Below are 24,746 nucleotides of genomic sequence, written 5' to 3' on the forward strand. Positions count from 1 at the left end.
AAAAGCAAGGGTGCGGCGCCTGCGGAAACTTGGATGCCGGAACAAGTCCGGCATGACGGAGAAGCGACGCGGCGTTCAGCCCCCCATCGGCCCGCCCGCGAAATCGTCCTTCGCGATGGCATAGGTCACATGCCGGATCACCGCGTCGCCCATCCGATATTCCTGCACCCGGTCGGTCAGCACGCCGCCGATCTTCTCCACCGCGCGGCGCGATCGGAGATTGTCCTCGCCGATGCGGAAGATGACGCTGTCATAGCTGCCAAAGGCATGGCCGAGCATCAGCCTCTTCATCTCGCGGTTCCACCCCCCGCCCCAGCGCTCGCACGCGACGAAGGTCCAGCCGATCTCGACTTCGCCGGGTTCGGTGAACAGTTCCGAATAGCGCGAGAAGCCGAACACCGTGCCGTCGGCGCGGTCGCGGGCGACCAGCCCGCCGCGATCGGCCAGCGCATCGTCGAAAAAGGCGCGGAACACCGGCTCGCGATAGCGTTCGCGCATCGGGTGCATCGCCCAGATCGCCGGATCGGACGCCACCGCGAACAAGGCGTCCCAATCCTCCGGCACCTGCGGCCGCAAGCTGAGCAGATCGCCTGACAAGGTCGGCTGGAAATCGAACATGCATCTACCTCGTCAAGGCGGGCGTCTGGGAGGGCGGCGTAGTTAGCGGCGCGGGTTCGGACAAGCCGACGCCGCAGCATCCTTCGATCGGCTTCTCATCCAGCCCTTTTCTCCCGCGAACGGGAAGCGGGTGGAGACCGCCCATTTCTTGCCGCCGATCTCGACCGCGCCCTTTTCCTTTCGGTCGCGAAGGAAGCTGGTCAGTGCGGGATAATCGGACGATGGCAGGAAGATGCTGTAGGAATCGCCGCGCTTGACCGTGCCGGGGCCATCAAGGGCGGGCCAGCCCTTCGGCCAGACGATCGACGCTTCGGGCGCATATGCATAGGGCCAGACCATCACCTCGACCTTCTCGGGCAGCCAGTCGCGCGCATCGGGGCGCTGAAAGGCATGCAGGATGTCGTAGCTCGTAATAAATGCCTTTGGTGCTTTCGACCGCACCGACGTGGACTTCATCGAGCCATAGACTGAAACGGACGAGCGCTTGTCGCCATTGAAGATCGTCAGGACTTCCGTCGGCTGATCGGTGGCGGACGCGGCATCGTAATATTCGTCCAGACAGGCGAGGGTGCCCAGATCCAGGCGCTCGATCAGTCTCGCCAGATCCGCCTTGCCGAGCTTGACGGATTTATATCCCGTCTTCGTCCGATAGATCGCCTGGCCATCGTCATAGAGCGCGAAGCTCGGCGAGTCCGATCCGATGACCATGAGCCACGGGTGCGTTTCGACAAGCACGATCAATGGTTTCGGATTGCCAGCCTCTGGTGCGGCAAGAATCAGAGGCGCGTGTCGAAGCTCTTCCTTCACGGCGGTGGCCTGGGGGGACGGCGACGATGCGGTGAGAGCAAGTGGCAGCAGAATTGCGCCGATTTCGCGTCCGGCCATGAAGTGCATCGACATCTCCACCGTGAATTCCGGGCGTGGTGATCATTCTGGCGCCGGAAAAAGGCGGTGTCGTGGCGCCAACTGGTCGCCGGTTTGGCAGAAGCCGGGGCGCCTGTTAGCCTGCGTCCCTTGGGGAGCGCCAATGATGGACGACACGAGCATCTGGCGGACCCGGCTCCTTTCGCTGGCGATCGTCGCCGCGATCTTCCTGCTCCCGGTGGCGGCGCTCCTGTGGCTGACGGCGGTGCCGGGCACTTCCTATGCCGGCCCGCTTCCGCCGCTGACCGCCGGCGAGGCGCAGCTTGCCGCCAGGCTGCGCGGCCATGTCACCGCCATCGCCAGCGTGCCGCATAATGTCGAGCATCCGATCGAGCTCGAACGCGCGGCGCGGCATATCGAGGGGGCGCTGGCCGGCATGGGTTATGCCGTGCGCCGCCAGAGCTTCAGTGCCGGCGGGGAGCGGGTGCGTAATATCGACGTGGTGATCGAGCCTGCCAAATCCGACGCGAAGACCTTGGTGATCGGCGCGCATTACGACAGCGCATTCGACGCGCCCGGTGCAAACGACAATGGCAGCGGCACTGCGGCGGTGCTCGAACTGGCGCGCAGCCTCGCCGATCTGCGCGGCAAGGCGGCGCTGCGCCTCCGGCTAGTGCTGTTCGTCAATGAGGAGCCGCCCTGGTTCCAGACCCCGCTGATGGGCAGCGTCGTCTATGCCGCCCAGTTGAAGCGCGGCGGCGAGCCTGTGCTGGGCATGATCAGCCTGGAGACGATCGGCTATTACAGCGATGCGCCGCACAGCCAGCATTATCCCTGGCCGCTCGGCATGCTCTATCCGGAGACCGGGAATTTCGTGGCGTTCGTCGGCACGACCGACGCGCGGGGTTTCGTGCGGCGGACGGTTCGGTCGTTCCGCGAGGTCGCGCAATTCCCCAGCGTCGGCGGCGCGGCACCCGGCTTCATCCAGGGGGTGGACTGGTCGGATCACTGGGCCTTTTCGGGCGAGGGTTTCCCGGCATTGATGGTCACCGACACCGCGCCCTTCCGCTATCCGCATTATCACAGCCTCGCGGACACGCCCGACAAGATCGATTATGACCGGCTCGCGCGGCTGGTGTCGGGGCTGGACCAGACGATCAGGTCGATGCGGTAGGGTCAGCGCCGGGCCGTCGCCAGTTCCTCCAGCCATGTATCGAGATGGCTATAGCCTCCGCCCGCCGGCCGCGCGGCATCCGCCGGATCAGCCGGATCGAGCTTGTGGGCGCGCTCCCAGCGATCGGGCAGGCCGTCGCCATCGCCGTCGCGCCACGGCGCGCCGGGCGGCAGGTCCGGCCAGCCGCCGACCTGCTTCTGGCTGTTGATGATCCCGCCGGTGCCCGCCGTCACATCGCCCACGATCCGCACATCCACCGCGTCGCGCACCAGCGACGCGCCCGCCCGCGCCAGCACTGCCTGCTCGCTCTCGGCCCAGCCCTGCGCCCGCACCGGCCTTATGGTGAGCGCCGCGATCCGGTTGGCCGGGTCCTTGATGCCGGTGACCAGGCTCATCGGATCGGCCGGCACCACGCCGTTCATCGCATTCCCCGCGAACAGCGATCTGGCCAGCGGATCGCCCTCGTCGAACGCGATCGCCGCCTTGCTCGACGGGCCGGTGCGATAGCTGTTGTCGATAAAGGCATAGGCGCTGTGCGACGCCTTCTCCCCGCTATCGGCATTATAGCCCGATCGCGCACCGCCCCAATTGTAGAAGAGGTTCGACCGGAACTCGATGCGCGGCCCTTCCGGGTCCTGGGCGGGCGGCATGTAGTTGCCCGGGCGCGGCATGCGCTGGATATGGTGCGCCCAGAGATTGTGGTGGAAGCTGATCTCCGCGCCATGCGCCGCGCGGATCAGCGATCCATAGCCATGCTCGCCCTTGGCGTGGATCGACCCGTCGAGCGATTCGGCGATGATCGACCATTGGATGGTCACGTCGCGGATATCGTCCTCGGGCTTGCGCTGCGGAATGCCGACCGACAAGGTCTCGTCGACCGACCAGCTCGCCGAGACATGGTCGAGGATGATCCGCCGCCCGCGCTCGACCGTGATGGCATCGGTCTCCACCCCCTCCTCGTCGCCGAGCCGCGACCGGATGAAGCGGATCACCACGTCGTCGGCGTCGACCAGCAGCGGCTGGCCGCGCAGGGTGATGCCGCCCCCCGGCGCGGTCTGGCCGGCAATGGTCACGCGCGGCTCACGGATCTTGAGCGGCTTGAGCAGGGTGATCGTCCCGCCGATATCGAACAGGATCACGCGCGGACCGCTAGTCTCGACCGCGGCGCGGAGCGAGCCCGGCCCGGCATCGGCCAGGTTGGTCACCCGCAGCACCTTGCCGCCACGCCCGCCGGCCGAACAGGCGCCCGCTCCCTCGGCGGTGGGGAAGGCGCGCTGGCATGTGTCATGGGCCGGCGATGCCGGTGCCGTCCCCGCTCCCGTCCCCGACAGCGCCCCCGACAGCACGGCACCGATCGCCATGATCCGCATCGCCCGCATCAGAAGATGAACCGCACGCCGCCGGTGATGATCCGCCCGGTGCTGGCATAGGTCTGGGTCACCGGGTTGGCGGCATACATGGTGCGATATTGCTGGTCGTTGGTCAGGTTGCGCCCCTCCAGCGTCAGCTTGGCGAAATCGGTCACGTTCACGCTGATCGCGAAATCGACGTTCAGCGTGTCCTCGTTATAGCCGAAATCGGCCAGCACCGGCGAGTTGCAGGCGGCCCCGGCATTGGTCGTGGTGCCGACGCTGCAGGTGCCCGTCGCGAGCGGGAAGCGGTTGACGTAGCGCTTGCGGTACGCGCCGGAGACGCGCGCCGACCAGACCTTGTTCTCGTAATAGAGCGTCGCGTTGAACGCGTCGGGCGAGGTGTTGAGGAACGGCCCTTCGGCAAAGCTGTTCTGCGCGGTCGCGGCGGTGCCGGTCTGGGTGGTCGAGAGCACGGTGCCGGTCAGATAGTTCAGCTTCGACTCGATATGCGTGTAGTTCGCCGCGATGCCCATTTTGTCGAAGGGCGCGGGCAGGAAGAAGAAGTCGGTCTGGAGATTGACCTCGACGCCCTTGATCGTGCCGCCCGGCGCATCCTGGAACTGGCGGATCGCCCAGGTGCCGCCGGCCAGCGTATAGGCCTGCAGCGTCGGACTGGTCATCGCCGCAACCAGCTGATTGTAGATCGCCGGCTCGAACACCGAGGAGAGCGGCGCCTCGCCCGCGATCTGCTGCGGGAAGGAATCGATCTTCTTGCTGAACAGCGCCACCGCGATCAGCCCGTTGTTGCGGAAATAGCGTTCGAAGCTGAGGTCGAAATTGGTCGCGCGGAACGGGTTGAGATAGGGGTTGCCGACCGTGACCGCCGGCGCCGCGCCGGCCGCGTTGAGGCCGCTGGCGAAAGCGGTGGTGCCCGGCGTCAGGCTGGCGAGCTGCGGACGCGAGATCACCTGTGCCGCGGCGAAGCGGATCAGGAAATTGTCCATCGGCTCGTAAGTGATGTTGGTCGAGGGCAGCCAGTCCCAATATTCGTTGCGCGCCGTCACCGGGATGCCGAGCACCCCGTCGGTACCGCCGACATTGCCGAGGCCGTTCACCCGCGTATTGGCGATGCGCATGCCGGCATTGCCGCGAAGGGGGCGGCCGAACGCGTCGACATTGAAATCGACCTGGAAGAAGCCGGAAATGTCCTTCTCGGTCACCGCGTTGCGCTGGCGCCCGTCCGCCACGGCACGGTAATCGCCCCATTTGTTGATGCAGTTGCAGTCGATGCCGAAACGCTGGCGGAACTTGTCCAGGTCGGGCGCATAGAAGCTGGTCGGCGTGCCCTGAGTGACCTGCAGCCCCTGGCCGAAGCCGACCGTCTTGCCCAGGTCAGTGATCGCCAGGTTGGATTCGAGCAGGGTCGGGTTGATCGCCTCGATGTCCTGGCTGCGACGGCCCTGGTCGCTGTCGAAATCGAACTGCTTGAACGTCCCGCCGAAGCGCAGGGTCATCTCCGGCAGCGCCTCATAGGTGAAATTGGCGCGTGCCACGCGGAACTCGTTGTTCACGAAGGTCTTGAAATAGCGGATCGTCGACAGGCCCTTGACCAGCGTCCAGCTCGCCGGCGCGGCGACGTCGAAGCCGGGGTTGAAGATCGGCATCCTGTCCCCGCCGCGATCGTCGAAGATATAATTGTCCCGGTCGATCGCGTTGATCTCGGCGAGCAGCCCGGTCGCGCTGAATTCGGACCGCGACCAGCCGATCGTCCCGTCCAGCTTCAGATCGTCGCTGATGTCCTGGCGGAAATTGAGCGTCGCCTGCTTGAACTCGGTCGATCCATATTGCGCGTCGGAGGAACTGCGCCAGTCGACATCGTCGAGCAGCAGATAATCCGCCTGGCCCGCGCCGTTGACATGCGCGCCGCGGATCTTGGTGTTCGGGCGGCCGATCAGCTCGTTGTAATAGCCGGTCAGGTTGGCGGTCGGCACGCGCCCGGCGGAGGTCGCGGCATTATAATAGTCGTACGGGTTGAGGTTGTTGGGATTGCGGCTGTTGAGCATGCCGGCCAGCACGCCGCCATAGAGCGCGTCGCCGCAGTCGATCGTCGCGCTCTGGGTGCAGGTGGGGTAGAGCGCGACACGGTCCGCATTGCCATTGGCCGTGCCGGCGGCGCGCAGCGTGTTCTGGGTGACGCGGGCATTGGTGCCGTTGCGGTTCAGGCCGATCGTGGTGATCGCGTCGGTGATGCTGTCCTGGTCATATTTCGAATAGACGAAATCGGCGATGATCTCGGTGTGGCTGGTCGGCTGCCACTGCATCGTCGCGGTCGCGCCGATCCGTTCGTAGCGCAGCTCCTGCCGGCCGATCGAGGGCAAGGCGGGGATGATCGTGGTCGGGGTGATCAGCGCATAGGCAGCCGGATCCGACCCGAAGGTCGCGCCGGTGCCCGCCGTGCTCGGCCGCGCGAAGCCGAAGGTGTTGGGCGTGACGCCGTTCAGCTGCGAGTTGCGATAGCTATATTCGAACGCGCCGATATTGCGGCGATAGGAATCGATCTGCTGTTCCTGCTTCTGATAGGCGCCCGAGACGAGGATGCCGAACGTGTCGGTCAGCTTGATCGAGGCGAGGCCGGTCAGGCGCGGGTTCCATGACTTGCCGTTCTCGCGATATTCGCCCTCGGCGCCGAGCGCGAAGCGATTGCCCTTGTTGGCGAGCGGCCGCCCGGTGGTGAGATCGACGATCGCGCCGAGCGAGCCTTCGTCGTTCACCGCCGCGGTCGTCTTGGTGATGGTCACGCCCCCGAACAATTCGAAGGCGAAGGTGTTGAAATCGAACCCGCGGCTGCGGTTGGCGCCCGCGTCCGAGGTATTGCCGCCCGCGACATTCTGGGCATCCGCGCCGTTCAGCCGCACCATCTGGAAATCGCCGCCCAGGCCGCGCACCGTGATGGTGCGGCCCTCGCCATTGTCGCGGTCGATCGAGACGCCGGGCAGGCGCTGGATCGATTCGGCGAGATTCGCGTCGGGGAATTCGGCGATGTCCTCCGCGGTGATCGCGTCGATGATCTGGTCGGAACGGCGCTTCAGCGACAGCGCGTTCTGCAGCGACGCGCGAAAGCCGGTGACGACGATGTCGCCCTCGTCCGTGCCGCTGGTCTCGCCCGCCTGCGGCGCCGGCACGGGGTCCGCCGCCTCGCCATAAGCCGGCATGGCCATGGCCAGCATGCCCATTGCCGAGCCGACCATCCATCGAGTGCGCCGTGATGCGGCCGTGCCGCGCGTGTCCAAGGTCATCCCGTCTCTCCCGAGCGGCCGGCGGATCATTCCGCCATGCCGTGATGTTTCGGGAATGACAGCGGTGTCCGTTCCGTAGCGTTCGGGCCAGGCCATTACCCGACGGCCTGTTTCCGATCCCATGACCCGTCACGGGCCTCCACTACGGTATTAGACATTGTTTTCAGCGTGATACGTGAAGCTCTGATCGTCTCCGCGTTACCACTACCCCCACTGGCATCCCCACCCCGTCAGACCTGCGATTATCTCGCAGTGCCATTTTGACACCGGTATCATCTCGTTGCGATCCGCCGCTGTCAAGAGCCAACAACCGCCGTATCTGCGGTACAGCGGAAGCGGTCGCTCTGCCTTTGTCCGGCCCCGCATCTCGGCTAAATGAGCAGGCGCACGGCGAACGGGCCGATGCGGGAGGGGAGGAGTCATGACGATCGATCGCATGGTGCGGCACTGGCGGCCGCTGTTGCTGGCGGCGGGGCTGGCGGCGTTGCCGGGCGCGGTGACGGCGCAAGCGCAGGTGGCGCCGCCACCGCCGGAGGCGCGCGCCGCGCCCGTGCTGAACGACGGCGCGCATGATTTCGATTTCGAGTTCGGGCGGTGGAAGGCGCATATCGCGCGCCGCCTGAAGCCGCTGACCGGGTCCCGGACCTGGGTCGCGTATGACGGCATCTCGGTGGTGCATCCGCTCTGGGGCGGCAAGGCGAATATCGGCGAGCTCGATATATCGGGTCCGGCCGGGCGGATCGAGGGGATGAGCCTGAGGCTCTACGACGCGGCATCGCGGCAATGGAAGATCCGCTGGGCCAACGGTGCCGACGGGGCGCTGGGCGAGCCGATGGTCGGCGGCTTCGCTGATGGCCGGGGCCTGTTCTACAATCAGGAGGAGCTGAACGGCCGCGCGATCCTGGTACGCTTCATCTTCTCGAACATGACCGCCACCCGCTTCCGGATCGAACAAGCCTTTTCCGACGATGGCGGCACGAGCTGGGAGGTCAACTGGATCTCCGATTTCACCAGGCTGCCGGACGGGGATCGGGGGCAGCCGGCGCGATGGGGGGCGGATGGTTGACGCGATGGTAACGCTACCAGTTGCAGTTTATGGATGCTGCAATGCAATATTTGCACTTGCGATAAAACCTGCTGCAGCGCACAAAGATCGTGCCTTTCAGGCATCCTCTCCTAAAACTTTCACGGCCGGTCTCGTACCGGCCTTTTTTTTGTCCGCGATTCGGCTATGGAGACTCGCCGTCGTATCGCCTCAAACAAGAAACGAAACACAACAGGAGTGGGGAAGCCGCCGGAAAGACCGGCACCGGCGACGCGACAGCGCGGGGGATCGAGCAGCCAAAGGCGCTCTCCCCCGCATTTTCATTCCATCAACACATTGGCGGGCAAGGCGATTCGCCAGAAACGCGTCGTCACCCCGTCCACCCCGAAATCATTGTCGTTGACCAGCAACAGCGAGTCGGTGGACATCAGGGTCACGCCTTCCAGATCGGCGTCGATCCCAGGATGGTCGTCCGTCGAGAAGACCAGGGTCTTGGCCAGGTGCGGAAGCGATTCGCCCGCGGCGCTCCGTTCCTCCACCGTCGGCCTGGTGGCGATATCGAGCTGGCACGGGTCGAGCGCGCGCTTGTCGTCGAGCGTGACGGCGTAGAATTTGCTCGTGGCCGATGCGCGTTCGAGCACGAGCAGGGTGCGCGGTCCGGTCATCGCGATGTCGCACAGCTTCAGGTCGGCGCGATCGACATCGCCGATCGCCGAGTCGCGCCGGAAGCTGCCGGGCTTGTCGAGCCGGTAGAGGAATTGCCGGGTCACCGCGCCGGTCGCCACCTCCATCTCCCACAGGCGGACATGCCGCGCGCGGCGATGCGTCTGCTCGTCGGGATGCGCGAGCGGGCTCTGGAAGGCGAGGTAGAGGCGGTGCCCGTCGGGTGAGAGCGCCAGCGCCTCGAAGCCGCGGTTGAGCGCGCGGCGCGCGGCGATCGCCGGCAGCGCCTCGACCACGGGATAATCGGCCCCACGAAACGCATCGCCGCACCCTTTGGGCACCCAGCGCACCAGCACCAGGCCGTCGGCGGCGACATGGAAGATCGACGGGCCATATTCGTCGGCGATCCAGAAGCTGCCGTCGGGCGCCGCCGCGATACCTTCGGTATCGGCGCCGGACGGATCGGGCGCGATTGGGGTGCCATGCACGTCGAAGGCGGGTTCGCTGAAGGGGCCCGGCACCGGCAGGCCGGACAATGGCCGCCCGCTACGATCGCGCAGCGCGATGGTGCGCAGGCAGGTCACCCGATTGCCCTCGACGCGCAGCTCGGAGATGGCCGGGCCGATGCCGGGAAAGGGCATGATCTTGGCGCCGGCCAGATCGGCAAGGTCGTCAAGGCCCTCCAGCCCGTACCGGTCGATCGCAAAGGGGATCTTCATGTTGGGCCCACGATCGCCGACCGCCCACACCACGCCCGGCGCATCCCCCGCCCGCCGTGATAGCCCCGACCCGAGCCCGCGCGTGACGCGGAGCGTGCCGCCGGGCAGATCGAGCGTGCCCAGCAGCTCATCGGCATAATCGAGACGGACGGCATGGACGGAATCGCGATGGGTCATCGCCCCGCCATAGCCGCTTTGCGGCCGTGAAGCCCGTTCAGCGTTCGCGCGGCCGATCGACCAGGCCGAAGATCGCCGGGCCTTCGATCAGCATGCCGACGCCGGGCAGGCCGGCCAAGATGCTGAAGGCGGCGAGCAGCAGCTCGACCGTGGTCACCGGATGATTGTCCGGCGGCATGGTCACCAGCAACCGCAGCGCGATCACCGCCGCCACGCTCGCCATCACCATTGCCGCTCCGATGTACCGGGTTCGCATCGCCATCGTCCTGCGCCCCGATTGGCGCGGCGCCGAGATGGGCCTGGCGGGCGTTAAGCTTCGAGAGCGAACCACCGTTTCCGCATTAAGCCGGCATTGGCAGGCACCGCCGGTCATGGCGCTCGGCGCTGAGGCGATCCCGGTCGAGCGTGCGCGGGAGCGGCTCCGCGCTGGCTGAACGCGCACCGGCCCGATGCGTTTTCATCTTCACGCCGCCTGCCGATTCCTGCGACAAGCATCGCATCATGATGGAGTCGCCCGCGATGAAGATCCCGATGTCTGCTTGCCTCGCTCTCGCGCTTGGCGCCTGCGGTCAGCCCGCCCCGCAGCAGAACACCGCCGCGCCGGCCACGCCCCAGATCGATTATCTCGGGCGGATCAACGCGCTGGCGCCGAAGCAGCGCGATGTCGTCTTCTACCGCGCGCTCGACGATGCCGGCAGCGATTGCCAGTCGGTGTCGAGCTCCGAGCCGCGCGCACCGGTGCAGGGCCGCCCGGCCTGGACGGCGCATTGCGAGGACGGGCGCGACTGGGTCGTCATCCTCCAGGAAAGCGGCATGCTGCAGATCGCGACCAAGGACGTCGACGCCGCGACGCCCGCCGGCAACGCGACCGCGCCTTAGAGAGGGCAGGTTTGTAACGGAACGAACTTCAGTTCCAGGCCTGCGCCTCTGGAGCGCCATGCGTTCACGGGACGCGCTCGCCACATTTTCCGTTCCCCGGCGAAGGCCGGGGCCCAGTTGGGGGACGATCGTGGCGGGTGCCGGATGCCGTCACATCAACCTTCCCAACTGGGCCCCGGCCTTCGCCGGGGAACGGGGAGGGCTAGCGCGAACTTCCTCCGGTCGATCACATTTAACGCACGCCGCCCTAACCCCCGGCAGGCGCGGCCCCGAACAGTTCGATCGTGAACAGCAAGGTCGCGCCGCCGGGGATCGGGCCGGTCGCCTCGGTGCCGTAGGCCAGGTCGGCGGGGATCGCGAACTCGAAGGTGTCGCCGACCGCCATCAGCGGCACGCCCTCCTGCCAGCCGCGGATCAGCCGGGGCAGCGGGAAGGTCGCGGGCGCGCCGCGGCCGACCGAGCTGTCGAACTCGGTGCCGTCGATCAGCTTGCCCGTATAGTGGATCGTCACCCGGTCGGTCGGCGCGGGATGCGGCGCGCCGGCGGGGCCTGCCTTGATCCGGCGATAGCGCAGCCCGCTGACGGTATAATGCCAGCCATCGGCTTCCTTCAGGCTCAGCAGATAGAGCATCTGGCGGTTGTGCCAGCTTGCATCCTGGCTGTTGACCGCATCGGGCGCGTCCTGGGCCGACGCCGCCGGCGACAGCGCCGCCATCACCACCGCTGCTGCCGCCGCCGTCCAGATCCTGCCCATCACATGCCCTTCGCGCTCATTGTCGTGGGCGTTCTATAGCCGGATGCGCGGTCAAGGGAATTGGATCAGGCAAGAACCGGCGCGATGTCGGTCCTGGCGAAATCGTCACCGACATAGAGCAGGCCGCATCCACGCTCCTTCGCCACTTCATAGGCAAAGCAGTCGCCGAAATTCAGCGCGGCGGGGTGGAGCCCCTTGCCCCATAGCGCATAAGCCTCGGCGACGCGTCGCGCCGATGCGGAATTCACCGGCGCGATCTCGAAGCCGAGGCCATCGATCAGCGCGGTCAATTCCTCGCCGACATTGCGCCGCGCCGCCACGATCAGCGCTTCGGCCATGGTGCCGGCTGAAATGATCAGCTCGTCCTCGCCTTCAAGCGCCGCGATACAGGCATTGGCCTTCGGCTCGTCGAGCAGGATCGCCATCAGTGCCGACGTGTCGACCGCGATCATCCGGGCAGGCCGTCATCTTCATACAGGAAATCCTGGCTGCGCGCGGCCGGCGGACCAGCCGTCTTTTTGGCCGCGGCAGACGCACGCAGGGTCTCGAGCAGGACCCGGCGCGCCTTGCGGTCCGGCACCGGATGGATCGGTACCAGACGGACGGCGGGGTGGCCATGCCGCGTCAGCACGACCTCGTCACCGGCTTCGGCACGGCGCACCAGCTCGGTAAGCTGCCCTTTTGCATCGGATACCGACACGCGCATCGTCCTGTTCTCCATGGACCATTGAATGGACCATATAGGAGAGAGATAGACCATCATATGGTCCATATCAAGGCTTGGGCAACCCCGGATCAGGTCCTGGCCGAACAAGGAACGGCAGTTTTCCCCGCCGTCCCCAGGATCAGCGCACTTCCAGCGCCTTGGCCATGTCGAGATGGCTCTTCACCACCGGCGCGATGTCGCCGGCCGCTGCCTTGAGCGGTGCGACATCACCGTCCTTCGCGAAATCCTCCATCAGCTCCAGCGCGTCGTCATGCGCGTCGATCTGCCCGTCGATATAGGCCTTGTCGAAATCGGCGCCCTTCAGCTTGGCCAGATCGGCCAGGTCGTCATTCTGCTCGCCGGTCAGGGTCGCATCGGGGGTGATCGCCGGGCGCGCCTTGGCCGCCGCCGCCTCGATCTTCGCGGTGGAGGCGGTGTGCGCCTTGATCATGTCGTTTGCGAACGCCTTGACCTGGGCGGAGGACGCGCTGGTCAGCGCGAGCTTCGCCGCCGCGATCTCGAACGCGTCGCTCTTTGCCGCGGTATCGGCGAAGGTCTGGCCGCTCGGCGTCGGGTTGAGCGCGGCGCTCACCGCATCGGCGGCGTTGGCGGCGCCATTGCCCAGATCGGTCATCGCCTCGCCGGCGCTGTTCTCGACAGTGTCGGCGGCCTGCTCGGTCTTCGGGCCACAGGCGGCGAGGCTCAGCGCCAGGGCGGCCATCGCGACGGAAGCGAGATATTTCATTGAAGGAGACTCCTTGGGTGCAGGCGGCTTCGAACGCCCGGACAAGCCCGCCGTTCCGCGACGCTCCGGTGCGGGGTGGCGTTGCGTCCGCTGTTCCGGCGCTGACCGGACGATCGTCATAACCTGCGTCAAGGGACGCCAGCTCACTGGAACCGCGGGGGCCGAATCCGGTTATGCGGCCGGAAGGGAGGCCGCCATGGCGACGCTGGTACGGACCGAGAAGCTGCCGGGCCTCACGCCGTTCGCGCTCGCCCTGCGCAAGGCGCTGACGACGGGAGGGTCGCGGCGCGTCGCGGGTTTCACCGCCGGCGGGCTGGCGATCGAGGTCCGCGCGACCGGCGATTCGCTGTGGGCGCTGATCCGGCGTGAGGGCAAGGGCGGCCTGGCGCTGCGGCTCGCCTTCGTGCCCGAGGGCGATTTCGACTGCACCATGCACAAGGCCGGGACCGACGAAGCCGCGCGGCTCAAGGTGACGAGTCCGCTCGGCACGCACGACATCGTCCTGCGCTCCGGCGGCGAGGCGCTGGAGCATCTGCGCGTCACGATATGCCTCACGCCGGCGACGGCGTTGCTCGTGCCGTTCCTGCCGCGCGATCTCTATCCGCTCGACGCGAAGGACGATCCGGCGGGCGCGGTCGGCCATGTCGAGGCGGCGCAGCGCGGGCTCAACAGCGGCCTGCTCTATTTCCGGATGGAGGAGCCGGCCTTCGGCAACATCCTGTATTTCCAGAACCTGACCGCGATGAACGACTATTATCTCGCGACCGGCACGAAGCCCGACGGGGCGGTCGGCGGCGTCTGGCCCGAGCTCGGTTATCTCGTGCCGACGCCGATGCCGGGCGAGATGACGCCGGACAAGGCGCTCGACGCCGGCGTCACGGTGACGCTGTCGGATGCGATCCTCGTGTTTCGCCACGACGCGCCCCAGGCCGAGGCTGAATCGGCGCGGCAATTCCTCCAGATGCTCGGGGTCGTCTACAAGCAACTCGACCTGCCGATCACTGACTATCGCGACTGGATATCCCGGTCCGAAGACACGTTGCGCGATCTCGACACGGCGCCCGAGGCGATGATCCGCCATTACGGTCATCGCTATGTCCATCCCTATACTGCGGCCGAATATCCCGACATCATGGTGCAGATGTCGCTGCTCTCGGCGATCCATGACTGGGGCCGGTGGAGCGGCGCCGCGCACCCGCTCGAGCCGGAGTTCAAGGCGGGGCTGAGCCGCTTCTACGACCCGAAGCTGAAGACGCTGCGACGCTATCTGCCCAATGTCGGCAGGGACAAGAACAAGGATGCGGTCGACAGCTGGTATCTCTACCACCCGATGCTCAATCTCGGCCGGCTCGCGCTGCACGGCGACAAGGCGATGCGGCGGCTGTTCCTGAAATCGGTCGATTTCGGCGTGAAGGCAGCGCGGCATTTCCACTATGACTGGCCGGTCATGTACGACGTCACCGACTTTTCCGTCATTACGGCGAATGCCGGCGACGATCGCGGCCAGACCGATGTCGGCGGCATCTACGCCTGGGTCATGCTCCAGGCCTATGAGCTGACCGACCGCCACGAATATCTGCAGGAGGCCCGCGCCGCGATCGAGGCGGCGATGGGCCGGCGCTTCAACCTCAACTATCAGGCGAACCTGACGGCATGGGGCGCGGCGGCCTGCATGCGGCTATGGCGCATCACCGACGATCGGCGCTTCCTCGACCAGAGCTATGTCTATCTCGCCAGCTTCTTCCACAACAGCGAGATCTGGGAATCGGAGATCGGCTTCGCGCGGCATTTCCGCAATTTCCTTGCCGTCACCTGCCTGCAGGACGCGCCCTATATGGCGATCTACGAATGCTTCGACAGCTTCGCCGCGTTCGAACATTATCTCGATGATAGCGGGCCCGATCTCGAGCCGGCGGTGCGCATGCTCGTCGCCGAATATTGCAAATATGCGCTCGACCGGGCGTGGTTCTATTATCCCGATGCGCTGCCGAGGGAGATGCTCGCGACCGAGATCCGCAACGGCCATATCGACCCGAAACTATCCTTCCCGCTGGAGGACCTTTACGCCGATGGCCAGCCGGCCGGGCAGGTCGGACAGGAGATTTACGGTGCCGGTGCCGCCTTCGTGTTCGCGACCCGCTCCTTCCACCAGGTCGAGGGCGCGCCGTTCCTGCTCCATTGCAACCATTTCATCCGCGCGCGCGAACGTCTGGCGGATCGGGCCCTGTCGATCTCGCTCGATGGCGGGGAAACCTGCCTCGCCGCGTTCAGCCTGGTCCGCGCAAAGCGCCGCAAGCTGCCCAGGACCCGGGTGACCATGGCGGGCGGCGATGTGATCCGCCCGAAAGCCGTGACCGCTGATCGCATCGACTATGTCGTGCCGGCCAATGGCCGGCTGGTGCTCAGCTGGGATTGATCACGGCCAGATGCGGGGACAATCCAGGCCTATTCTGGCGGCATCACCGTCTGGTCGAGATGCAGATAGAGCGCGCTGAAATCGGCCGCGGCTTTCAGGCGGTCGAGATCGTCGAAGCGGACATGGCGCTTGTCGCGCCGGATCAGTCCAAGCTCGCTCAGTGCCTTGAGCGTACGGTTCACATGCACGCTGGTCAGGCCGACCGCGTCGCCCAATTGCTCCTGGGTGAGCGGCAGATGATAGCCCTGGCCATCGGTCAGCCCCGCCGCTTCCATCCGCACGGATACCTCGCACAACAGATGCGCGACCCGCGCCTTGGCGTCGCGGCGACCGACATTCAGCACCCATTCGCGAAAGATCGACGCATCGATCAGCGCGTCGGTCCACATCGCGCGGCCGATCGCCGGATGGCGCAGCACCAGCTCCTGCAGCGCCACGCGGTCGATCTCGGCCGTCTCCAGCCGGCTCAGCGCCTGGATGCTGTGGTCGGCGCGATTGAGGAACAGGTGCTGCAGGTCAAGAAAGTCGCCCGCCATATGGATCGAGACGATCTGCCGCGCGCCGGTCGCCGCCAGCTTCTGCCGGAAGGCGAGGCCGGAAAGCACGAAGCTGCACTGTTTCCTGGCCGGCTCGCCCTCGCGCAGCACATAGGCCGGCGCTTCATAGGTCCGCTCGGTGAAGGGCAGCGCCATGATCGCCGTGCGATCTGACGGGCCAAGTGCGGTACGGCTTTCCAGCTTGCGCACCAATTTGGACAGGGGATGATCGTCCGACGACATGCAGGCTCTCCGATGGGCGGGAGCTCACGCATCTCTCAGTCGCCGGACCCGGACTTAACCCAATGACGATGGTCCGGCTTTAACACATGCAGTGCGGCAACGGGAACAAAAGTTGGAAAAAACAAGTACAACCTATGTTAAATTATAGTGACGTCGCCGTGCCGACGATATGAAAACGCCATCACCGGGATATGCGTTTGGGTTCCGGTGGCCGAGAGACAGTCGCGCGGATCGATCAAGGTTAAGGACCGTAACGGCGCGGTGCTCACTGCCTGCGCGCTGACGCGGTGGAGCATCCCGTCCGGCTGACCATTCTCCGGTCATGTCGGCACCGGGTGACCCCTGATGGCATGGCCCCGTCACATCCCCCGGAGCGAAAGCGGTGGTGCGGCGTTCGGGCCTGATGCCCAGATATTATTTCCACATCCATAACGGCACCGGCCTCACCCCCGACGAGGAAGGGCAGGAACTGTCCGGCCCGGACGAAGCGCATGACGCGGCGCTGGCCGGTATCCGCTCCATCCTCGCGGACGAGCTCGAAGGCGGCGAGATCGACCTCGACGGTCGCATCGAGATCACCAACGGCGACGGCGCCGCCGAGCGGACCGTGCCGTTCGGCGAAGCCGTCGAGGTGCGCCAGCCCGGGAAAAAGAGCGGATGATCGAAAAGCATCTGATGCGCCTGCGCGCCCGCGACGACGTCAGCGCTGAAGAGGAACAGGCGATCCGCGCCGCCGTGCTCGAACCCCGCGAGGTGGCGGCGCGCACCACGATCATCCACGCCGGGCAATTGCTGTCGACCTCGACCATGCTGCTCGACGGGCTGATGTGCCGGTACAAGGACCTGCGCAATGGCGAGCGGCAGATCACCGAGCTGCACGTGCCGGGCGATTTCGTCGATCTGCACAGCTTCTCGCTGAAGCGGCTCGACCATAACATCATGGCGCTGACGCCCTGCCGGATCGCGATGGTGCCGCACGACCGGCTGACCCGCATCACCGAGGATCATCCGCATCTCGCCCGGATGTACTGGTTCTCGACCAACCTGGACGCGGCGATCCACCGCGAATGGGAAGTCTCGCTCGGGCGGCGCACCGCGCTGTCGAAGACCGCGCATCTGTTCTGCGAGCTGCATGTCAGACTCGGGCTGGTCGGGCTTGCCGACGAGACGAGCTATGACCTCAAGCTCACTCAGATCGACATCGCCGAATGCCTCGGGCTCACTGCGGTCCATGTCAATCGCACCTTGCGGGAATTGCGCGAACAGGGCGCGGTCGAATTCGGCAAGGGTCGCGTGACGATCGGGGACATGGCCCGGCTGCGCAAGATCGCCGAGTTCGAGCCGGGCTATCTCTATCTGGAACGCCAGCACCAATAAGCCGGCCGGGCGCGGTTTGTTTCCGGCAGGAACCACAACCACACCCGTCATGCCGGACTTGTTCCGGCATCCAACGCGCCGCGAAAGCTGCACGGCGTTGGCGCGCGGCACGATGCCACGGCCACTGCCGACCTCGTTCGGCACCGTCCCGTGAAGAGAGCGGTTCACGCAGAGGCGCGGAGGCGCGGAGAGATCATGCCGAATCGCGCAGTTCCGACAATCTCCGCGCCTCCGCGCGAATCATCCTTCTTCGCGCAGCACAACGGTCAGCACGCACCCGGCACGCAGCAGCGCCGGGATCGGTCGGAACATCGGCACGAAGGCAGCACGTCGATTCAAAAGCGCCCGGGATCGTGGCAGCGTCGGCCGGAATCGCGCCTTCACGGCGATCACGCTCTTTGACATCGCCGGCATCTGTTGGAAGATCCGCTTTCCCTGTTCCGGGCGGCATCTTCCCTGTTATCCGGGCACCGTTCGCTGTTATCCATAACAGGGATGGTGACCACATCTTGTTGATAAACATCGTCTTTATGACGGTCGGTCGACCGCTCGCAGTGGAAAAAATACTTCTTCCCTGTTCTGTCCCTGTTACGGGCGCGGAACAGCGAAAATCCGGCCCGAACCCTGTTGGAATTTCCTAGAGCCGCAACCCGAAGCGCGGCCCGATCCACATCATCGCGAGATACAGCGCGACGGTCAGCGCGCACCCGGCGAACAGCGCCAGCCAGAACGGCACGCCGTGGCGCAACAGCACCGGGATCAGCAGGAACATCGGCAGCGACGGCAACACGTACCAGAAGGTCGCGCCGGCATGATCGGCCATGGTCGCGGCGTCGGGCTTGTCATGCCACAACCACATCATGCCCAGCACCGAGACGAGCGGCAGCGACGCGACCAGCGCGCCGAAGCCGGGACTGCGCTTCGCGATCTCGGAGACCGCGGCGATGATGATGCCCGAGACAAGGGCCTTGATCGCGAGATAGAGCATGACGGCGAGCCTAGGGCGGCCAGCGCCGATCGCCTAGATCATCGCGCGGTAAATTGGAGAAACAACAGGCGCTCGCCTCTCCTCTTTTTTCGCTTCCCCGGCGAAGGCCGGGGCCCAGTCGGGGGACGATCGTGGCAAGATGCTGTGCGTCGTTACAACCACCTTTCCAACTGGACCCCGGCCTCCGCCGGGGAAGGGCGATCGTGCGAATGCCTGGTCCACGTCCAGCGTTTGCCGCCATCAGGCGCCTTCGTTTCTATGCTTACATCATTCGCAATCCGGCGCCGTGCCTATTCGCTCGTGCTGCGATCCGGTTCCGCCGGCGCATCGTCCCCGGCCAGGTGCGCGTAACGGCCGGCCAGGTCGGCATGGATCACGCGCGCGGAAGCGCCGGTCTTCGCGGCCGCTTCGCGCTCCTGCTCGGCGCGGCGACGGAAATACTCGCGATCGGTCTGATTCGGCATGACAACCCCCATCAGTCAATGCGGGGAGCTCTCCACCTGCTCTCGGTCGCCGACTCGCAACGGTAGGCCCGGCGATAATGGAATCTAACATTTGTTGCGGTGGGAGTCTCTAACATCGCTCATGGCCGGCAATGCCCTTTTATCAGGTTGATCTGACGACATTCGGGCTGCCGGGCACCAGCCTGCTCAGTCCTCGATCTCGATCCACACCGGGGCATGGTCGCTGCTCTTCTCCCAGCCGCGCACCTCGCGATCGACCTCGGCCGCGACGAGCCGGGGCGCGACCGAGGGGCTGAGCAGCAGGTGATCGATGCGCAGCCCGGCATTGCGGGCATAGGCGTTCCGGAAATAATCCCAGAAGGTGTAGATCGTCTCGTCGGGGTGCCTGGTCCGCAGCGCATCGGTCCAGCCCTGGTCGAGCAGGCGGAAAAAGGCGGCGCGCACCTCGGGCGCGAACAGCGCGTCGTCGAGCCAGCGCTCGGGCTTGTAGACGTCGCGCTCGGTCGGCATCACGTTGAAGTCGCCGGCGATGATGACCGGCATGCCCGTCGCGAGCAGCTCGGCCGCATGCAGGATCAGCCGCTCGAACCAGGCCAGCTTATAGTCGAATTTCGGGCCCGGCCGGGGATTGCCGTTGGGCAGATAGAGCCCGGCGATCAGCACGCCGTTCACCGCCGCCTCGATATAGCGGCTGTGCTGATCGTCCGGGTCGCCGGGCAGGCCGCGCCGCGTCTCCACCGGCGCACCGACCCGGCTGAGCATCGCGACGCCGTTCCAGCTCTTCTGCCCGTGCCAGATCGCTTCATAGCCCGCTGCCTCGATCGCATCGGCGGGGAATTTCTCGTCCGGCGCCTTCAGCTCCTGCAGGCACACCACATCGGGCGCGCTCTCCTCCAGCCAGCGCAGCAGCACGGGCAGGCGGCCATTGACCCCGTTCACATTATAGGTCGCGATCTTCATCGGCGGCGTCCTTCCGTGGAAACCTCGCAACATCGGCGGGTTGATCCCATCTAACGCATGAAGGAGGCCGCCGATGCTCGAACATGTGCCGCACTGGCTGGGGAGTTTGTTCAAGGGCGTGCGCGCCGGCCATGCCCGGCTGGTCATTGCCGATATCGACCTCGGCCTGACTGGCGATGCGATCGACCTGTCCAGCCCGGCCTTCGCCAATGGCGCGCGCCTGCCCGAGCGATTCACCGCTGACGGGGCCGGCGTGTCGCCGCCGCTGGTGTGGGGCCCGGTGCCGGAGGGCACGCTGAGCCTCGCGCTGATCGTCGAGGATCCCGACGCGCCGTCGCTGACGCCCCTGGTCCATGCGGTGGTCTGGGGCCTGCCCGCCGACGAGCACCGGCTGGCCGAGGGCGCGATCGCCGAGGACGGCGCGGGCGACGGCGATGGCCGCGATGTCGGGCGCAACAGTTTCTTCGCCCAGGGCTGGCTGGCGCCCGATCCGCCGACCGGGCACGGCTCGCACGATTATGTGTTCCAGCTCTTCGCGCTGTCGGAGACGCCGGCGCTCGGCGCCAATCCGGGCCGCGCGGCGATCGTCGAGGCGATCCGCGGGCGCGTGCTGGCGGCGGGCGTGACGACCGGCACCTATTCGCGCGGCGAGCAGGCGCCGACCGGCCCGGCGCGCCTCGGGCGCGCGGCGACGGCATAGTGGCGAGCCGGATCGACCTGTTCGGCAGTCAGCCCGCGCTGCCGCCCGGCCTGCCCGCGGGCATCGACTATGCGCCGGACATCGTCACGCCCGATGAGGAACGAACGCTGGTGGAGCATCTCGACCGGATCGAGGTCACGCCGTTCCGTTTCCAGGGCTGGCTGGGCAAGCGGCTGACCACGTCGTTCGGCTGGCGCTACGACTTCGACGATGCGAGCTTCGGCCCGACCGAGCCGATCCCCGATTTCCTGCTGCCCCTGCGCGAGCGGGCGGCCGGTTTTGCCGGGCTGGCGGTCGCCGATCTCGTCCAGGCGCTGATCGTCCGGTACGATCCCGGCGCCGGCATCGGCTGGCACCGCGACCGGCCGGTGTTCGAGCATGTCGTCGGCATCTCGCTGGAGACCCAGGCGACGCTCAGGCTGCGGCGGCGAACGGAACAGGGCTTCGACCGCGCCGCCCTGCCGCTCGCCCCACGCTCCATCTATCATCTGGGCGGGGAGGCGCGGCACGGCTGGGAGCACAGCATCGCCGCCATGGCGGTACGCCGCTGGTCGGTCACCTTCCGCAGCCTGTCGGCAAAGGGCCTGAAGATCGCCGGCTAGAGTCTTCGCGCCCTCACCGTGCGAGGGGCCCCAACAAGGGCATTGCAAGGTCGCGGCAAGCCCGCCTTAAGGGAGGAGCGCCGCGCGACTCTCCCGCTGGCCGGTCATCACCGGTTCAACTGGAATGCGCGAGGGCGAAGATCGTGACGTTGCGTATGGGAGCATCCGAATGAAGTATCTTGCTGGTCTGACGGCGATCGCAATGCTGGCCGGTGCCACCGCGGCGTCCGCCGCGCCGCCCGCCGATGCCGTGGCCGGGGCCGTGGTGTTCAAGAAATGCGCTTCGTGTCACAGCGTCGATCCGTCGGGCAAGAACGGTCTTGGCCCCACTCTGCGCGGCGTGGTCAATCGCAAGGCGGGCACCGTGGCCGGCTTCAACTATTCGCCGGCGATGAAGGCCTCGGGCCAGGTGTGGAACGACAAGAATCTCGCCCGCTTCCTCGCCGCGCCGCGCCAGGCGCTGCCGGGCACCAAGATGATCTTCATCGGGCTGCCCAATCCGCAGGATCAGGCCAATGTGATCGCGTTCCTCAAGCAGAATGGCGCTGGCAAGAAATAGCCCCGCCGCGCGGTCGCCGCGGATCGCTCAATCGTCCGATTGAGCCTGAAGCGACTTCTTGTGCTGCTGGAGCAGCTTCTCGGCCTTGGCCGAAAGCTGCTTGGTTTCCTCGATGCTCTCGCGCAACGCATCCTGCGTTGCTTCGATGCGGGCTATCTCGGCTTCGAGTTTTTGGTGCTTGTCCATTTTTCCCCACTTGGGGGCTTAATGCAGATCAAGGGACGATCGTTCCGCCAATTGTCGATAATGTGACGCAAATGCGACGAAGCGAGCCAATACCGTCGATATATCGTGTTGATCGGACTGGGTATTTATAACCGGTCCGGCTGCATCAGGTCGAGGCCCGGCCGATCGCCGGGCCCCGACACAAGGATTGGGATCAGCCCAAAGGTGGCCCCGGCGGCTGCGGGAAGCGCGAGCGCGGGCCCTTGCCCCAGCTCGGCGTCGCCGTCTTCGGCGCATTGGCCTTGGGGTCTTCCAGATAGTGCGCGATGTCCCGCGCGGTCTGGCGGTAAAAGGCCGTGGTCAGCGCATCGCCGCCGGGCCTGGTCCTGAGCGTCGTCGCCAGGGTCGAGAGCTTGTCGAGCACATAGGCGCGCGCCTCGGGCGCGGCGTCGTCATTGCCGCCCAGGATCATCATCGATTCCAGCGCGACCTGCTGCGTCACCCGGCGCAGCGCGCGGTCGGACGCAGTGGCGTCGGCCGCCGCGCTCCAGCTATGCGCGAGGACGGTGTCGACCATTTCCGGAAAGGTCAGCGTATCGGGCTGGCGCGCGCCGAGCGCGATCATCCGGGTCGATTTGGCCGCGTCGAACAGCGGTTCGACCACCATGCCGGCGAGGATGCGCGCGGCGCGCAGCTGGTCGAACACGTCGTCGGTCGACAGGTCCTCGAGGTTGTTGCCCGGATCGGGGGTGAGCTGCACCAGCAGCGATTCCGGCAGCGCCAGGTTCTTCGGCTCGATCGCCTCCATCAACAGGCCGAGCGTGTCGCGCTGCAGCTTGGCCGGGATGAACTCGGTCGGCGGCAATGTGTCGCCCTTGACCACGATATTCTCATACAGGCCGCCGACATATTTCAGGCCGGATTCGATCGCGTAGCGATGGTGGAGATAGGCCATCCACAGCCGGGTGTTGCGCAGCGACCCGACCGGCTCGTCCGCCTTCAGCATGCCCTGCCCGTAATTGGCGATCATGATCGCGCGCGCGGCCATGTCCTCGCGCAGATTCTCGGTCGGTGTGGCGCGGTCGTCATACCAGGTCCAGCGCGGATCGGTGTCGGGCACGTAGATGATGCCCTTGGTTCGCATGTCGGCGATGATCGCGTCGAGCCCGGCCTTTTCCGACGCGGCGGGGAAGGGGGTGTAGGCGTAGCGCACCATGTAGGTGTCATAGGCGCCGATCTGCTTCTGGAAGCTCTCGCTCAGGTCGAGCTTGCCGTTCACCACCTTCACCCGGGGCGTCGGATATTCCATCACCGAGGCGCGGTTGTTGAGGCTCGAGGCGAAGTTATGGCCGAAACCCTGGGCATGGCCGAGCTCATGCGCGGTGAGCAGCGCCTGGCGCAGCAGCACCATGTCGCGCTGCCCCTTGGGCATCGCCGCCATCGCGTCGTCGCTCAGCAGATTGGGATCGGCGATGGTGATGCCGCTGCCATCGGCGGGCAGGCCGGCGCTGTAGACGTCCCAGTAATTGCCGACGGTGCGGATGCGGTGCGTGTCCATACGCACCTTGGACCCGATCACTTCGCCGGTGCGCGGATCGCGATAGGTGCCGCCCGAGGAGAAGCCGCGCTCGTCGCGGTTGATCCACAGGACATAGGCATAACGGATGTCCATCGGGTCCATATCGGCCGGCGCATCGAGCGCGACGATCGCGTTGCTGAAGCCCGCTGCCTCATAGGATTTGTTCCACCACAGCAGCCCTTCCTTCATCGCATGGCGGATCGGGGCGGGGATGGCGGGATCGAAATAGATGGTGATCGGCTTGATCGGGTCGCTGATCGCGGCGCTCGGGTCCTTCTTCTCCAGCCGCCAGCGGGTGATCCAGCTTTCCTCCGGGCTCTCGCTGAACGGCTTCGAATAATCCTGGAACCGCACCGCGCTCACCCCGATGCGCGGATCGGCCTCGCGCGGGGTGTAGCCGGTCGGCGCGCGCAGGAAGCTGTGGTGGATGCGCATCGTCATCATGCGCGGATCGGGCGTCACGCCCGTCACCAGCGCGCCGGGATTGTCGGCGACGAAGGTCGCGCTGGTCTCGATCTCGGTATTGTCGGGAAAGGCCTTCATCCGTGCGGGGTAGAAACTGCTCTTGCCCGCATCGAACTTGTAGCTGCCCTGGTTCGCGCGGCGAAGCTGCGCCTCCACATTGGCGGCATCGCGCATGAAGAAGGAGGTCGCGTCGACCACCACCTTGCCGCCGCTCTCGGACTCGATCGGCAGCGCGGCGAGGGTCGAGGTGGGGAAGCTGTCCGCCACGCCCTGCGCATGCGCGGCATCGCCGTTGAGCGAGCGGAAGCGCAGATTCTGCTCGTTGACCAGCACCTTGCCGCCGACGCGGGTGAAGCGGATCACCGCGCTGTCCATCACGCCGCGATCGAACGGCAGCTCGACCGATCCGCCGCCGGTCGCGGCGGAGACGTAATAGAGCACGTCCGCGTCGAACATCGGCACTTCGAGCAGCACGCGGCCCTTCGCCGCATCGAAATAATAGGGGATGAAACCATCGACGCGCGCGGGCAGCGAGGCGCCCTTTGCCGGCGGGTCGGCCGGGCGCGCGATGGCGGATGGGGAGAGCGCGACCAGGCAGATCGCGCCGAGCGAGGAAGTGAGCAGCTTCGCCTTGTTCATGGACCTGTTCCGATAGGAGGGGGTGATCTGTGTCGGTAACCCCTCCACCGTCACCCCGGAC

At 66.2% G+C, this 24,746-nt stretch carries 27 protein-coding genes; 10 read left to right on the top strand and 17 right to left on the bottom strand.

What is annotated here, in order from left to right; translation table 11 throughout:
* Positions 1–75 precede the first annotated feature (75 nt).
* Together ACZ1I2_RS06930 and ACZ1I2_RS06935 are read right to left on the bottom strand one after the other, a co-directional pair.
* Positions 76–618: a GNAT family N-acetyltransferase gene (locus tag ACZ1I2_RS06930; protein WP_465174636.1), complete on the bottom strand. Its 543-nt coding sequence runs from the start codon at positions 616–618 to the stop codon at positions 76–78.
* Between the two features lie 42 nt (positions 619–660).
* Positions 661–1,512, bottom strand: coding sequence for a hypothetical protein (locus ACZ1I2_RS06935; RefSeq protein ID WP_465174635.1), 852 nt, complete (start codon positions 1,510–1,512; stop codon positions 661–663).
* Positions 1,513–1,645: 133 nt separating this feature from the next.
* Between ACZ1I2_RS06935 and ACZ1I2_RS06940 the strand changes: the two genes are divergently transcribed.
* A complete protein-coding gene (locus ACZ1I2_RS06940) occupies positions 1,646–2,656 on the top strand; it encodes a M28 family peptidase (protein WP_465174634.1) in 1,011 nt (336 codons plus the stop codon).
* A 2-nt stretch (positions 2,657–2,658) separates the two neighbouring features.
* On the opposite strand, the gene ACZ1I2_RS06945 is transcribed toward ACZ1I2_RS06940, so the two are convergent.
* Both ACZ1I2_RS06945 and ACZ1I2_RS06950 read right to left on the bottom strand, forming a co-directional pair.
* Positions 2,659–4,017: a pectate lyase family protein gene (locus tag ACZ1I2_RS06945; RefSeq protein WP_465174633.1), complete on the bottom strand. Its 1,359-nt coding sequence runs from the start codon at positions 4,015–4,017 to the stop codon at positions 2,659–2,661.
* Positions 4,018–4,034: 17 nt separating this feature from the next.
* On the bottom strand, positions 4,035–7,304 hold the full coding sequence (locus ACZ1I2_RS06950; protein ID WP_465174632.1) for a TonB-dependent receptor: 3,270 nt from the start codon (positions 7,302–7,304) through the stop codon (positions 4,035–4,037).
* 421 nt (positions 7,305–7,725) lie between these two features.
* Between ACZ1I2_RS06950 and ACZ1I2_RS06955 the strand changes: the two genes are divergently transcribed.
* Positions 7,726–8,370 carry a hypothetical protein gene (locus ACZ1I2_RS06955; RefSeq protein WP_465174631.1) on the top strand — a complete coding sequence of 215 codons (645 nt, stop codon included), beginning with the start codon at positions 7,726–7,728 and terminating at the stop codon, positions 8,368–8,370.
* Between the two features lie 299 nt (positions 8,371–8,669).
* On the opposite strand, the gene ACZ1I2_RS06960 is transcribed toward ACZ1I2_RS06955, so the two are convergent.
* Together ACZ1I2_RS06960 and ACZ1I2_RS06965 are read right to left on the bottom strand one after the other, a co-directional pair.
* Positions 8,670–9,908: an esterase-like activity of phytase family protein gene (locus tag ACZ1I2_RS06960; protein WP_465170406.1), complete on the bottom strand. Its 1,239-nt coding sequence runs from the start codon at positions 9,906–9,908 to the stop codon at positions 8,670–8,672.
* A gap of 37 nt (positions 9,909–9,945) precedes the next feature.
* Complete coding sequence (locus ACZ1I2_RS06965) at positions 9,946–10,137, bottom strand: hypothetical protein (protein WP_465181608.1); 192 nt, start codon at positions 10,135–10,137, stop codon at positions 9,946–9,948.
* Between the two features lie 10 nt (positions 10,138–10,147).
* On the opposite strand from ACZ1I2_RS06965, the gene ACZ1I2_RS06970 reads away from it, so the two are divergent.
* Both ACZ1I2_RS06970 and ACZ1I2_RS06975 read left to right on the top strand, forming a co-directional pair.
* Entirely contained in the window at positions 10,148–10,342 is a 195-nt protein-coding gene (locus ACZ1I2_RS06970) for a hypothetical protein (protein ID WP_465181609.1), read from the top strand.
* Between the two features lie 67 nt (positions 10,343–10,409).
* Entirely contained in the window at positions 10,410–10,787 is a 378-nt protein-coding gene (locus ACZ1I2_RS06975; RefSeq protein WP_465181610.1) for a hypothetical protein, read from the top strand.
* A gap of 247 nt (positions 10,788–11,034) precedes the next feature.
* Here the strand turns inward: ACZ1I2_RS06975 and ACZ1I2_RS06980 are convergent, their stop codons facing one another.
* From ACZ1I2_RS06980 to ACZ1I2_RS06995, 4 genes are all read right to left on the bottom strand, one after another.
* Positions 11,035–11,541 (bottom strand): FKBP-type peptidyl-prolyl cis-trans isomerase, encoded by a 507-nt coding sequence (locus ACZ1I2_RS06980; RefSeq protein WP_465170403.1) that lies wholly within the window; start codon positions 11,539–11,541, stop codon positions 11,035–11,037.
* 65 nt (positions 11,542–11,606) lie between these two features.
* Complete coding sequence (locus tag ACZ1I2_RS06985) at positions 11,607–11,993, bottom strand: type II toxin-antitoxin system VapC family toxin (RefSeq protein WP_465170402.1); 387 nt, start codon at positions 11,991–11,993, stop codon at positions 11,607–11,609.
* Positions 11,990–12,304 carry a type II toxin-antitoxin system Phd/YefM family antitoxin gene (locus ACZ1I2_RS06990; RefSeq protein WP_465170401.1) on the bottom strand — a complete coding sequence of 105 codons (315 nt, stop codon included), beginning with the start codon at positions 12,302–12,304 and terminating at the stop codon, positions 11,990–11,992. Before ACZ1I2_RS06990 ends, ACZ1I2_RS06985 begins: the two co-directional genes overlap by 4 nt.
* A gap of 82 nt (positions 12,305–12,386) precedes the next feature.
* Entirely contained in the window at positions 12,387–12,992 is a 606-nt protein-coding gene (locus ACZ1I2_RS06995; RefSeq protein ID WP_465170400.1) for a DUF4142 domain-containing protein, read from the bottom strand.
* A 196-nt stretch (positions 12,993–13,188) separates the two neighbouring features.
* Between ACZ1I2_RS06995 and ACZ1I2_RS07000 the strand changes: the two genes are divergently transcribed.
* Positions 13,189–15,408 carry a hypothetical protein gene (locus ACZ1I2_RS07000; protein ID WP_465174627.1) on the top strand — a complete coding sequence of 740 codons (2,220 nt, stop codon included), beginning with the start codon at positions 13,189–13,191 and terminating at the stop codon, positions 15,406–15,408.
* 29 nt (positions 15,409–15,437) lie between these two features.
* On the opposite strand, the gene ACZ1I2_RS07005 is transcribed toward ACZ1I2_RS07000, so the two are convergent.
* The gene (locus ACZ1I2_RS07005; RefSeq protein WP_465174626.1) at positions 15,438–16,187 is read right to left on the bottom strand and encodes a Crp/Fnr family transcriptional regulator; all 750 of its coding nucleotides are present in this window, start codon (positions 16,185–16,187) and stop codon (positions 15,438–15,440) included.
* 382 nt (positions 16,188–16,569) lie between these two features.
* Between ACZ1I2_RS07005 and ACZ1I2_RS07010 the strand changes: the two genes are divergently transcribed.
* On the top strand, positions 16,570–16,848 hold the full coding sequence (locus ACZ1I2_RS07010; protein ID WP_465170397.1) for a DUF6894 family protein: 279 nt from the start codon (positions 16,570–16,572) through the stop codon (positions 16,846–16,848).
* Positions 16,845–17,564 (top strand): Crp/Fnr family transcriptional regulator, encoded by a 720-nt coding sequence (locus ACZ1I2_RS07015; protein WP_465174624.1) that lies wholly within the window; start codon positions 16,845–16,847, stop codon positions 17,562–17,564. The genes ACZ1I2_RS07010 and ACZ1I2_RS07015 overlap by 4 nt, the downstream gene beginning before the upstream one ends.
* 240 nt (positions 17,565–17,804) lie before the next feature.
* On the opposite strand, the gene ACZ1I2_RS07020 is transcribed toward ACZ1I2_RS07015, so the two are convergent.
* From ACZ1I2_RS07020 to xth, 4 genes are all read right to left on the bottom strand, one after another.
* Positions 17,805–17,978, bottom strand: a complete 174-nt coding sequence (locus ACZ1I2_RS07020) for a hypothetical protein (RefSeq protein ID WP_465174623.1) — start codon at positions 17,976–17,978, stop codon at positions 17,805–17,807.
* A 223-nt stretch (positions 17,979–18,201) separates the two neighbouring features.
* Positions 18,202–18,552 carry a DUF3147 family protein gene (locus ACZ1I2_RS07025; RefSeq protein ID WP_465174622.1) on the bottom strand — a complete coding sequence of 117 codons (351 nt, stop codon included), beginning with the start codon at positions 18,550–18,552 and terminating at the stop codon, positions 18,202–18,204.
* Positions 18,553–18,842: 290 nt separating this feature from the next.
* The gene (locus ACZ1I2_RS07030; RefSeq protein WP_465174621.1) at positions 18,843–19,016 is read right to left on the bottom strand and encodes a hypothetical protein; all 174 of its coding nucleotides are present in this window, start codon (positions 19,014–19,016) and stop codon (positions 18,843–18,845) included.
* 186 nt (positions 19,017–19,202) lie between these two features.
* Positions 19,203–19,976, bottom strand: a complete 774-nt coding sequence (gene xth / locus ACZ1I2_RS07035) for an exodeoxyribonuclease III (protein ID WP_465174620.1) — start codon at positions 19,974–19,976, stop codon at positions 19,203–19,205.
* A 73-nt stretch (positions 19,977–20,049) separates the two neighbouring features.
* Between xth and ACZ1I2_RS07040 the strand changes: the two genes are divergently transcribed.
* The 3 genes from ACZ1I2_RS07040 (at position 20,050) to ACZ1I2_RS07050 (ending at position 21,837) form a co-directional block, all read left to right on the top strand.
* On the top strand, positions 20,050–20,676 hold the full coding sequence (locus ACZ1I2_RS07040; protein ID WP_465170392.1) for a YbhB/YbcL family Raf kinase inhibitor-like protein: 627 nt from the start codon (positions 20,050–20,052) through the stop codon (positions 20,674–20,676).
* Positions 20,676–21,278, top strand: coding sequence for an alpha-ketoglutarate-dependent dioxygenase AlkB (locus tag ACZ1I2_RS07045; RefSeq protein WP_465174619.1), 603 nt, complete (start codon positions 20,676–20,678; stop codon positions 21,276–21,278). Before ACZ1I2_RS07040 ends, ACZ1I2_RS07045 begins: the two co-directional genes overlap by 1 nt.
* Positions 21,279–21,447: 169 nt before the next feature.
* On the top strand, positions 21,448–21,837 hold the full coding sequence (locus ACZ1I2_RS07050; RefSeq protein WP_465170390.1) for a c-type cytochrome: 390 nt from the start codon (positions 21,448–21,450) through the stop codon (positions 21,835–21,837).
* A gap of 27 nt (positions 21,838–21,864) precedes the next feature.
* Here ACZ1I2_RS07050 and ACZ1I2_RS07055 read toward each other — a convergent pair whose 3' ends face one another.
* Positions 21,865–22,023 carry a hypothetical protein gene (locus ACZ1I2_RS07055; protein WP_465170389.1) on the bottom strand — a complete coding sequence of 53 codons (159 nt, stop codon included), beginning with the start codon at positions 22,021–22,023 and terminating at the stop codon, positions 21,865–21,867.
* Between the two features lie 193 nt (positions 22,024–22,216).
* Entirely contained in the window at positions 22,217–24,685 is a 2,469-nt protein-coding gene (locus tag ACZ1I2_RS07060; protein WP_465174618.1) for a DUF5117 domain-containing protein, read from the bottom strand.
* Positions 24,686–24,746 lie beyond the last annotated feature (61 nt).

The sequence above is a fragment of the Sphingomonas sp. BL-S-29 genome, from assembly GCF_055521495.1.

Coding starts and splice junctions, on each gene's coding strand:
- ACZ1I2_RS06930 (WP_465174636.1), bottom strand. CDS start 618: ATGTTCGATTTCCAGCCGACCTTGTCAGGCGATCTGCTCAGCTTGCGG.
- ACZ1I2_RS06935 (WP_465174635.1), bottom strand. CDS start 1,512: ATGCACTTCATGGCCGGACGCGAAATCGGCGCAATTCTGCTGCCACTT.
- ACZ1I2_RS06940 (WP_465174634.1), top strand. CDS start 1,646: ATGATGGACGACACGAGCATCTGGCGGACCCGGCTCCTTTCGCTGGCG.
- ACZ1I2_RS06945 (WP_465174633.1), bottom strand. CDS start 4,017: ATGGCGATCGGTGCCGTGCTGTCGGGGGCGCTGTCGGGGACGGGAGCG.
- ACZ1I2_RS06950 (WP_465174632.1), bottom strand. CDS start 7,304: ATGACCTTGGACACGCGCGGCACGGCCGCATCACGGCGCACTCGATGG.
- ACZ1I2_RS06955 (WP_465174631.1), top strand. CDS start 7,726: ATGACGATCGATCGCATGGTGCGGCACTGGCGGCCGCTGTTGCTGGCG.
- ACZ1I2_RS06960 (WP_465170406.1), bottom strand. CDS start 9,908: ATGACCCATCGCGATTCCGTCCATGCCGTCCGTCTCGATTATGCCGAT.
- ACZ1I2_RS06965 (WP_465181608.1), bottom strand. CDS start 10,137: ATGGTGATGGCGAGCGTGGCGGCGGTGATCGCGCTGCGGTTGCTGGTG.
- ACZ1I2_RS06970 (WP_465181609.1), top strand. CDS start 10,148: ATGTACCGGGTTCGCATCGCCATCGTCCTGCGCCCCGATTGGCGCGGC.
- ACZ1I2_RS06975 (WP_465181610.1), top strand. CDS start 10,410: ATGATGGAGTCGCCCGCGATGAAGATCCCGATGTCTGCTTGCCTCGCT.
- ACZ1I2_RS06980 (WP_465170403.1), bottom strand. CDS start 11,541: ATGGGCAGGATCTGGACGGCGGCGGCAGCAGCGGTGGTGATGGCGGCG.
- ACZ1I2_RS06985 (WP_465170402.1), bottom strand. CDS start 11,993: ATGATCGCGGTCGACACGTCGGCACTGATGGCGATCCTGCTCGACGAG.
- ACZ1I2_RS06990 (WP_465170401.1), bottom strand. CDS start 12,304: ATGATGGTCTATCTCTCTCCTATATGGTCCATTCAATGGTCCATGGAG.
- ACZ1I2_RS06995 (WP_465170400.1), bottom strand. CDS start 12,992: ATGAAATATCTCGCTTCCGTCGCGATGGCCGCCCTGGCGCTGAGCCTC.
- ACZ1I2_RS07000 (WP_465174627.1), top strand. CDS start 13,189: ATGGCGACGCTGGTACGGACCGAGAAGCTGCCGGGCCTCACGCCGTTC.
- ACZ1I2_RS07005 (WP_465174626.1), bottom strand. CDS start 16,187: ATGTCGTCGGACGATCATCCCCTGTCCAAATTGGTGCGCAAGCTGGAA.
- ACZ1I2_RS07015 (WP_465174624.1), top strand. CDS start 16,845: ATGATCGAAAAGCATCTGATGCGCCTGCGCGCCCGCGACGACGTCAGC.
- ACZ1I2_RS07020 (WP_465174623.1), bottom strand. CDS start 17,978: ATGCCGGCGATGTCAAAGAGCGTGATCGCCGTGAAGGCGCGATTCCGG.
- ACZ1I2_RS07025 (WP_465174622.1), bottom strand. CDS start 18,552: ATGCTCTATCTCGCGATCAAGGCCCTTGTCTCGGGCATCATCATCGCC.
- ACZ1I2_RS07030 (WP_465174621.1), bottom strand. CDS start 19,016: ATGCCGAATCAGACCGATCGCGAGTATTTCCGTCGCCGCGCCGAGCAG.
- xth (WP_465174620.1), bottom strand. CDS start 19,976: ATGAAGATCGCGACCTATAATGTGAACGGGGTCAATGGCCGCCTGCCC.
- ACZ1I2_RS07040 (WP_465170392.1), top strand. CDS start 20,050: ATGCTCGAACATGTGCCGCACTGGCTGGGGAGTTTGTTCAAGGGCGTG.
- ACZ1I2_RS07050 (WP_465170390.1), top strand. CDS start 21,448: ATGAAGTATCTTGCTGGTCTGACGGCGATCGCAATGCTGGCCGGTGCC.
- ACZ1I2_RS07055 (WP_465170389.1), bottom strand. CDS start 22,023: ATGGACAAGCACCAAAAACTCGAAGCCGAGATAGCCCGCATCGAAGCA.
- ACZ1I2_RS07060 (WP_465174618.1), bottom strand. CDS start 24,685: ATGAACAAGGCGAAGCTGCTCACTTCCTCGCTCGGCGCGATCTGCCTG.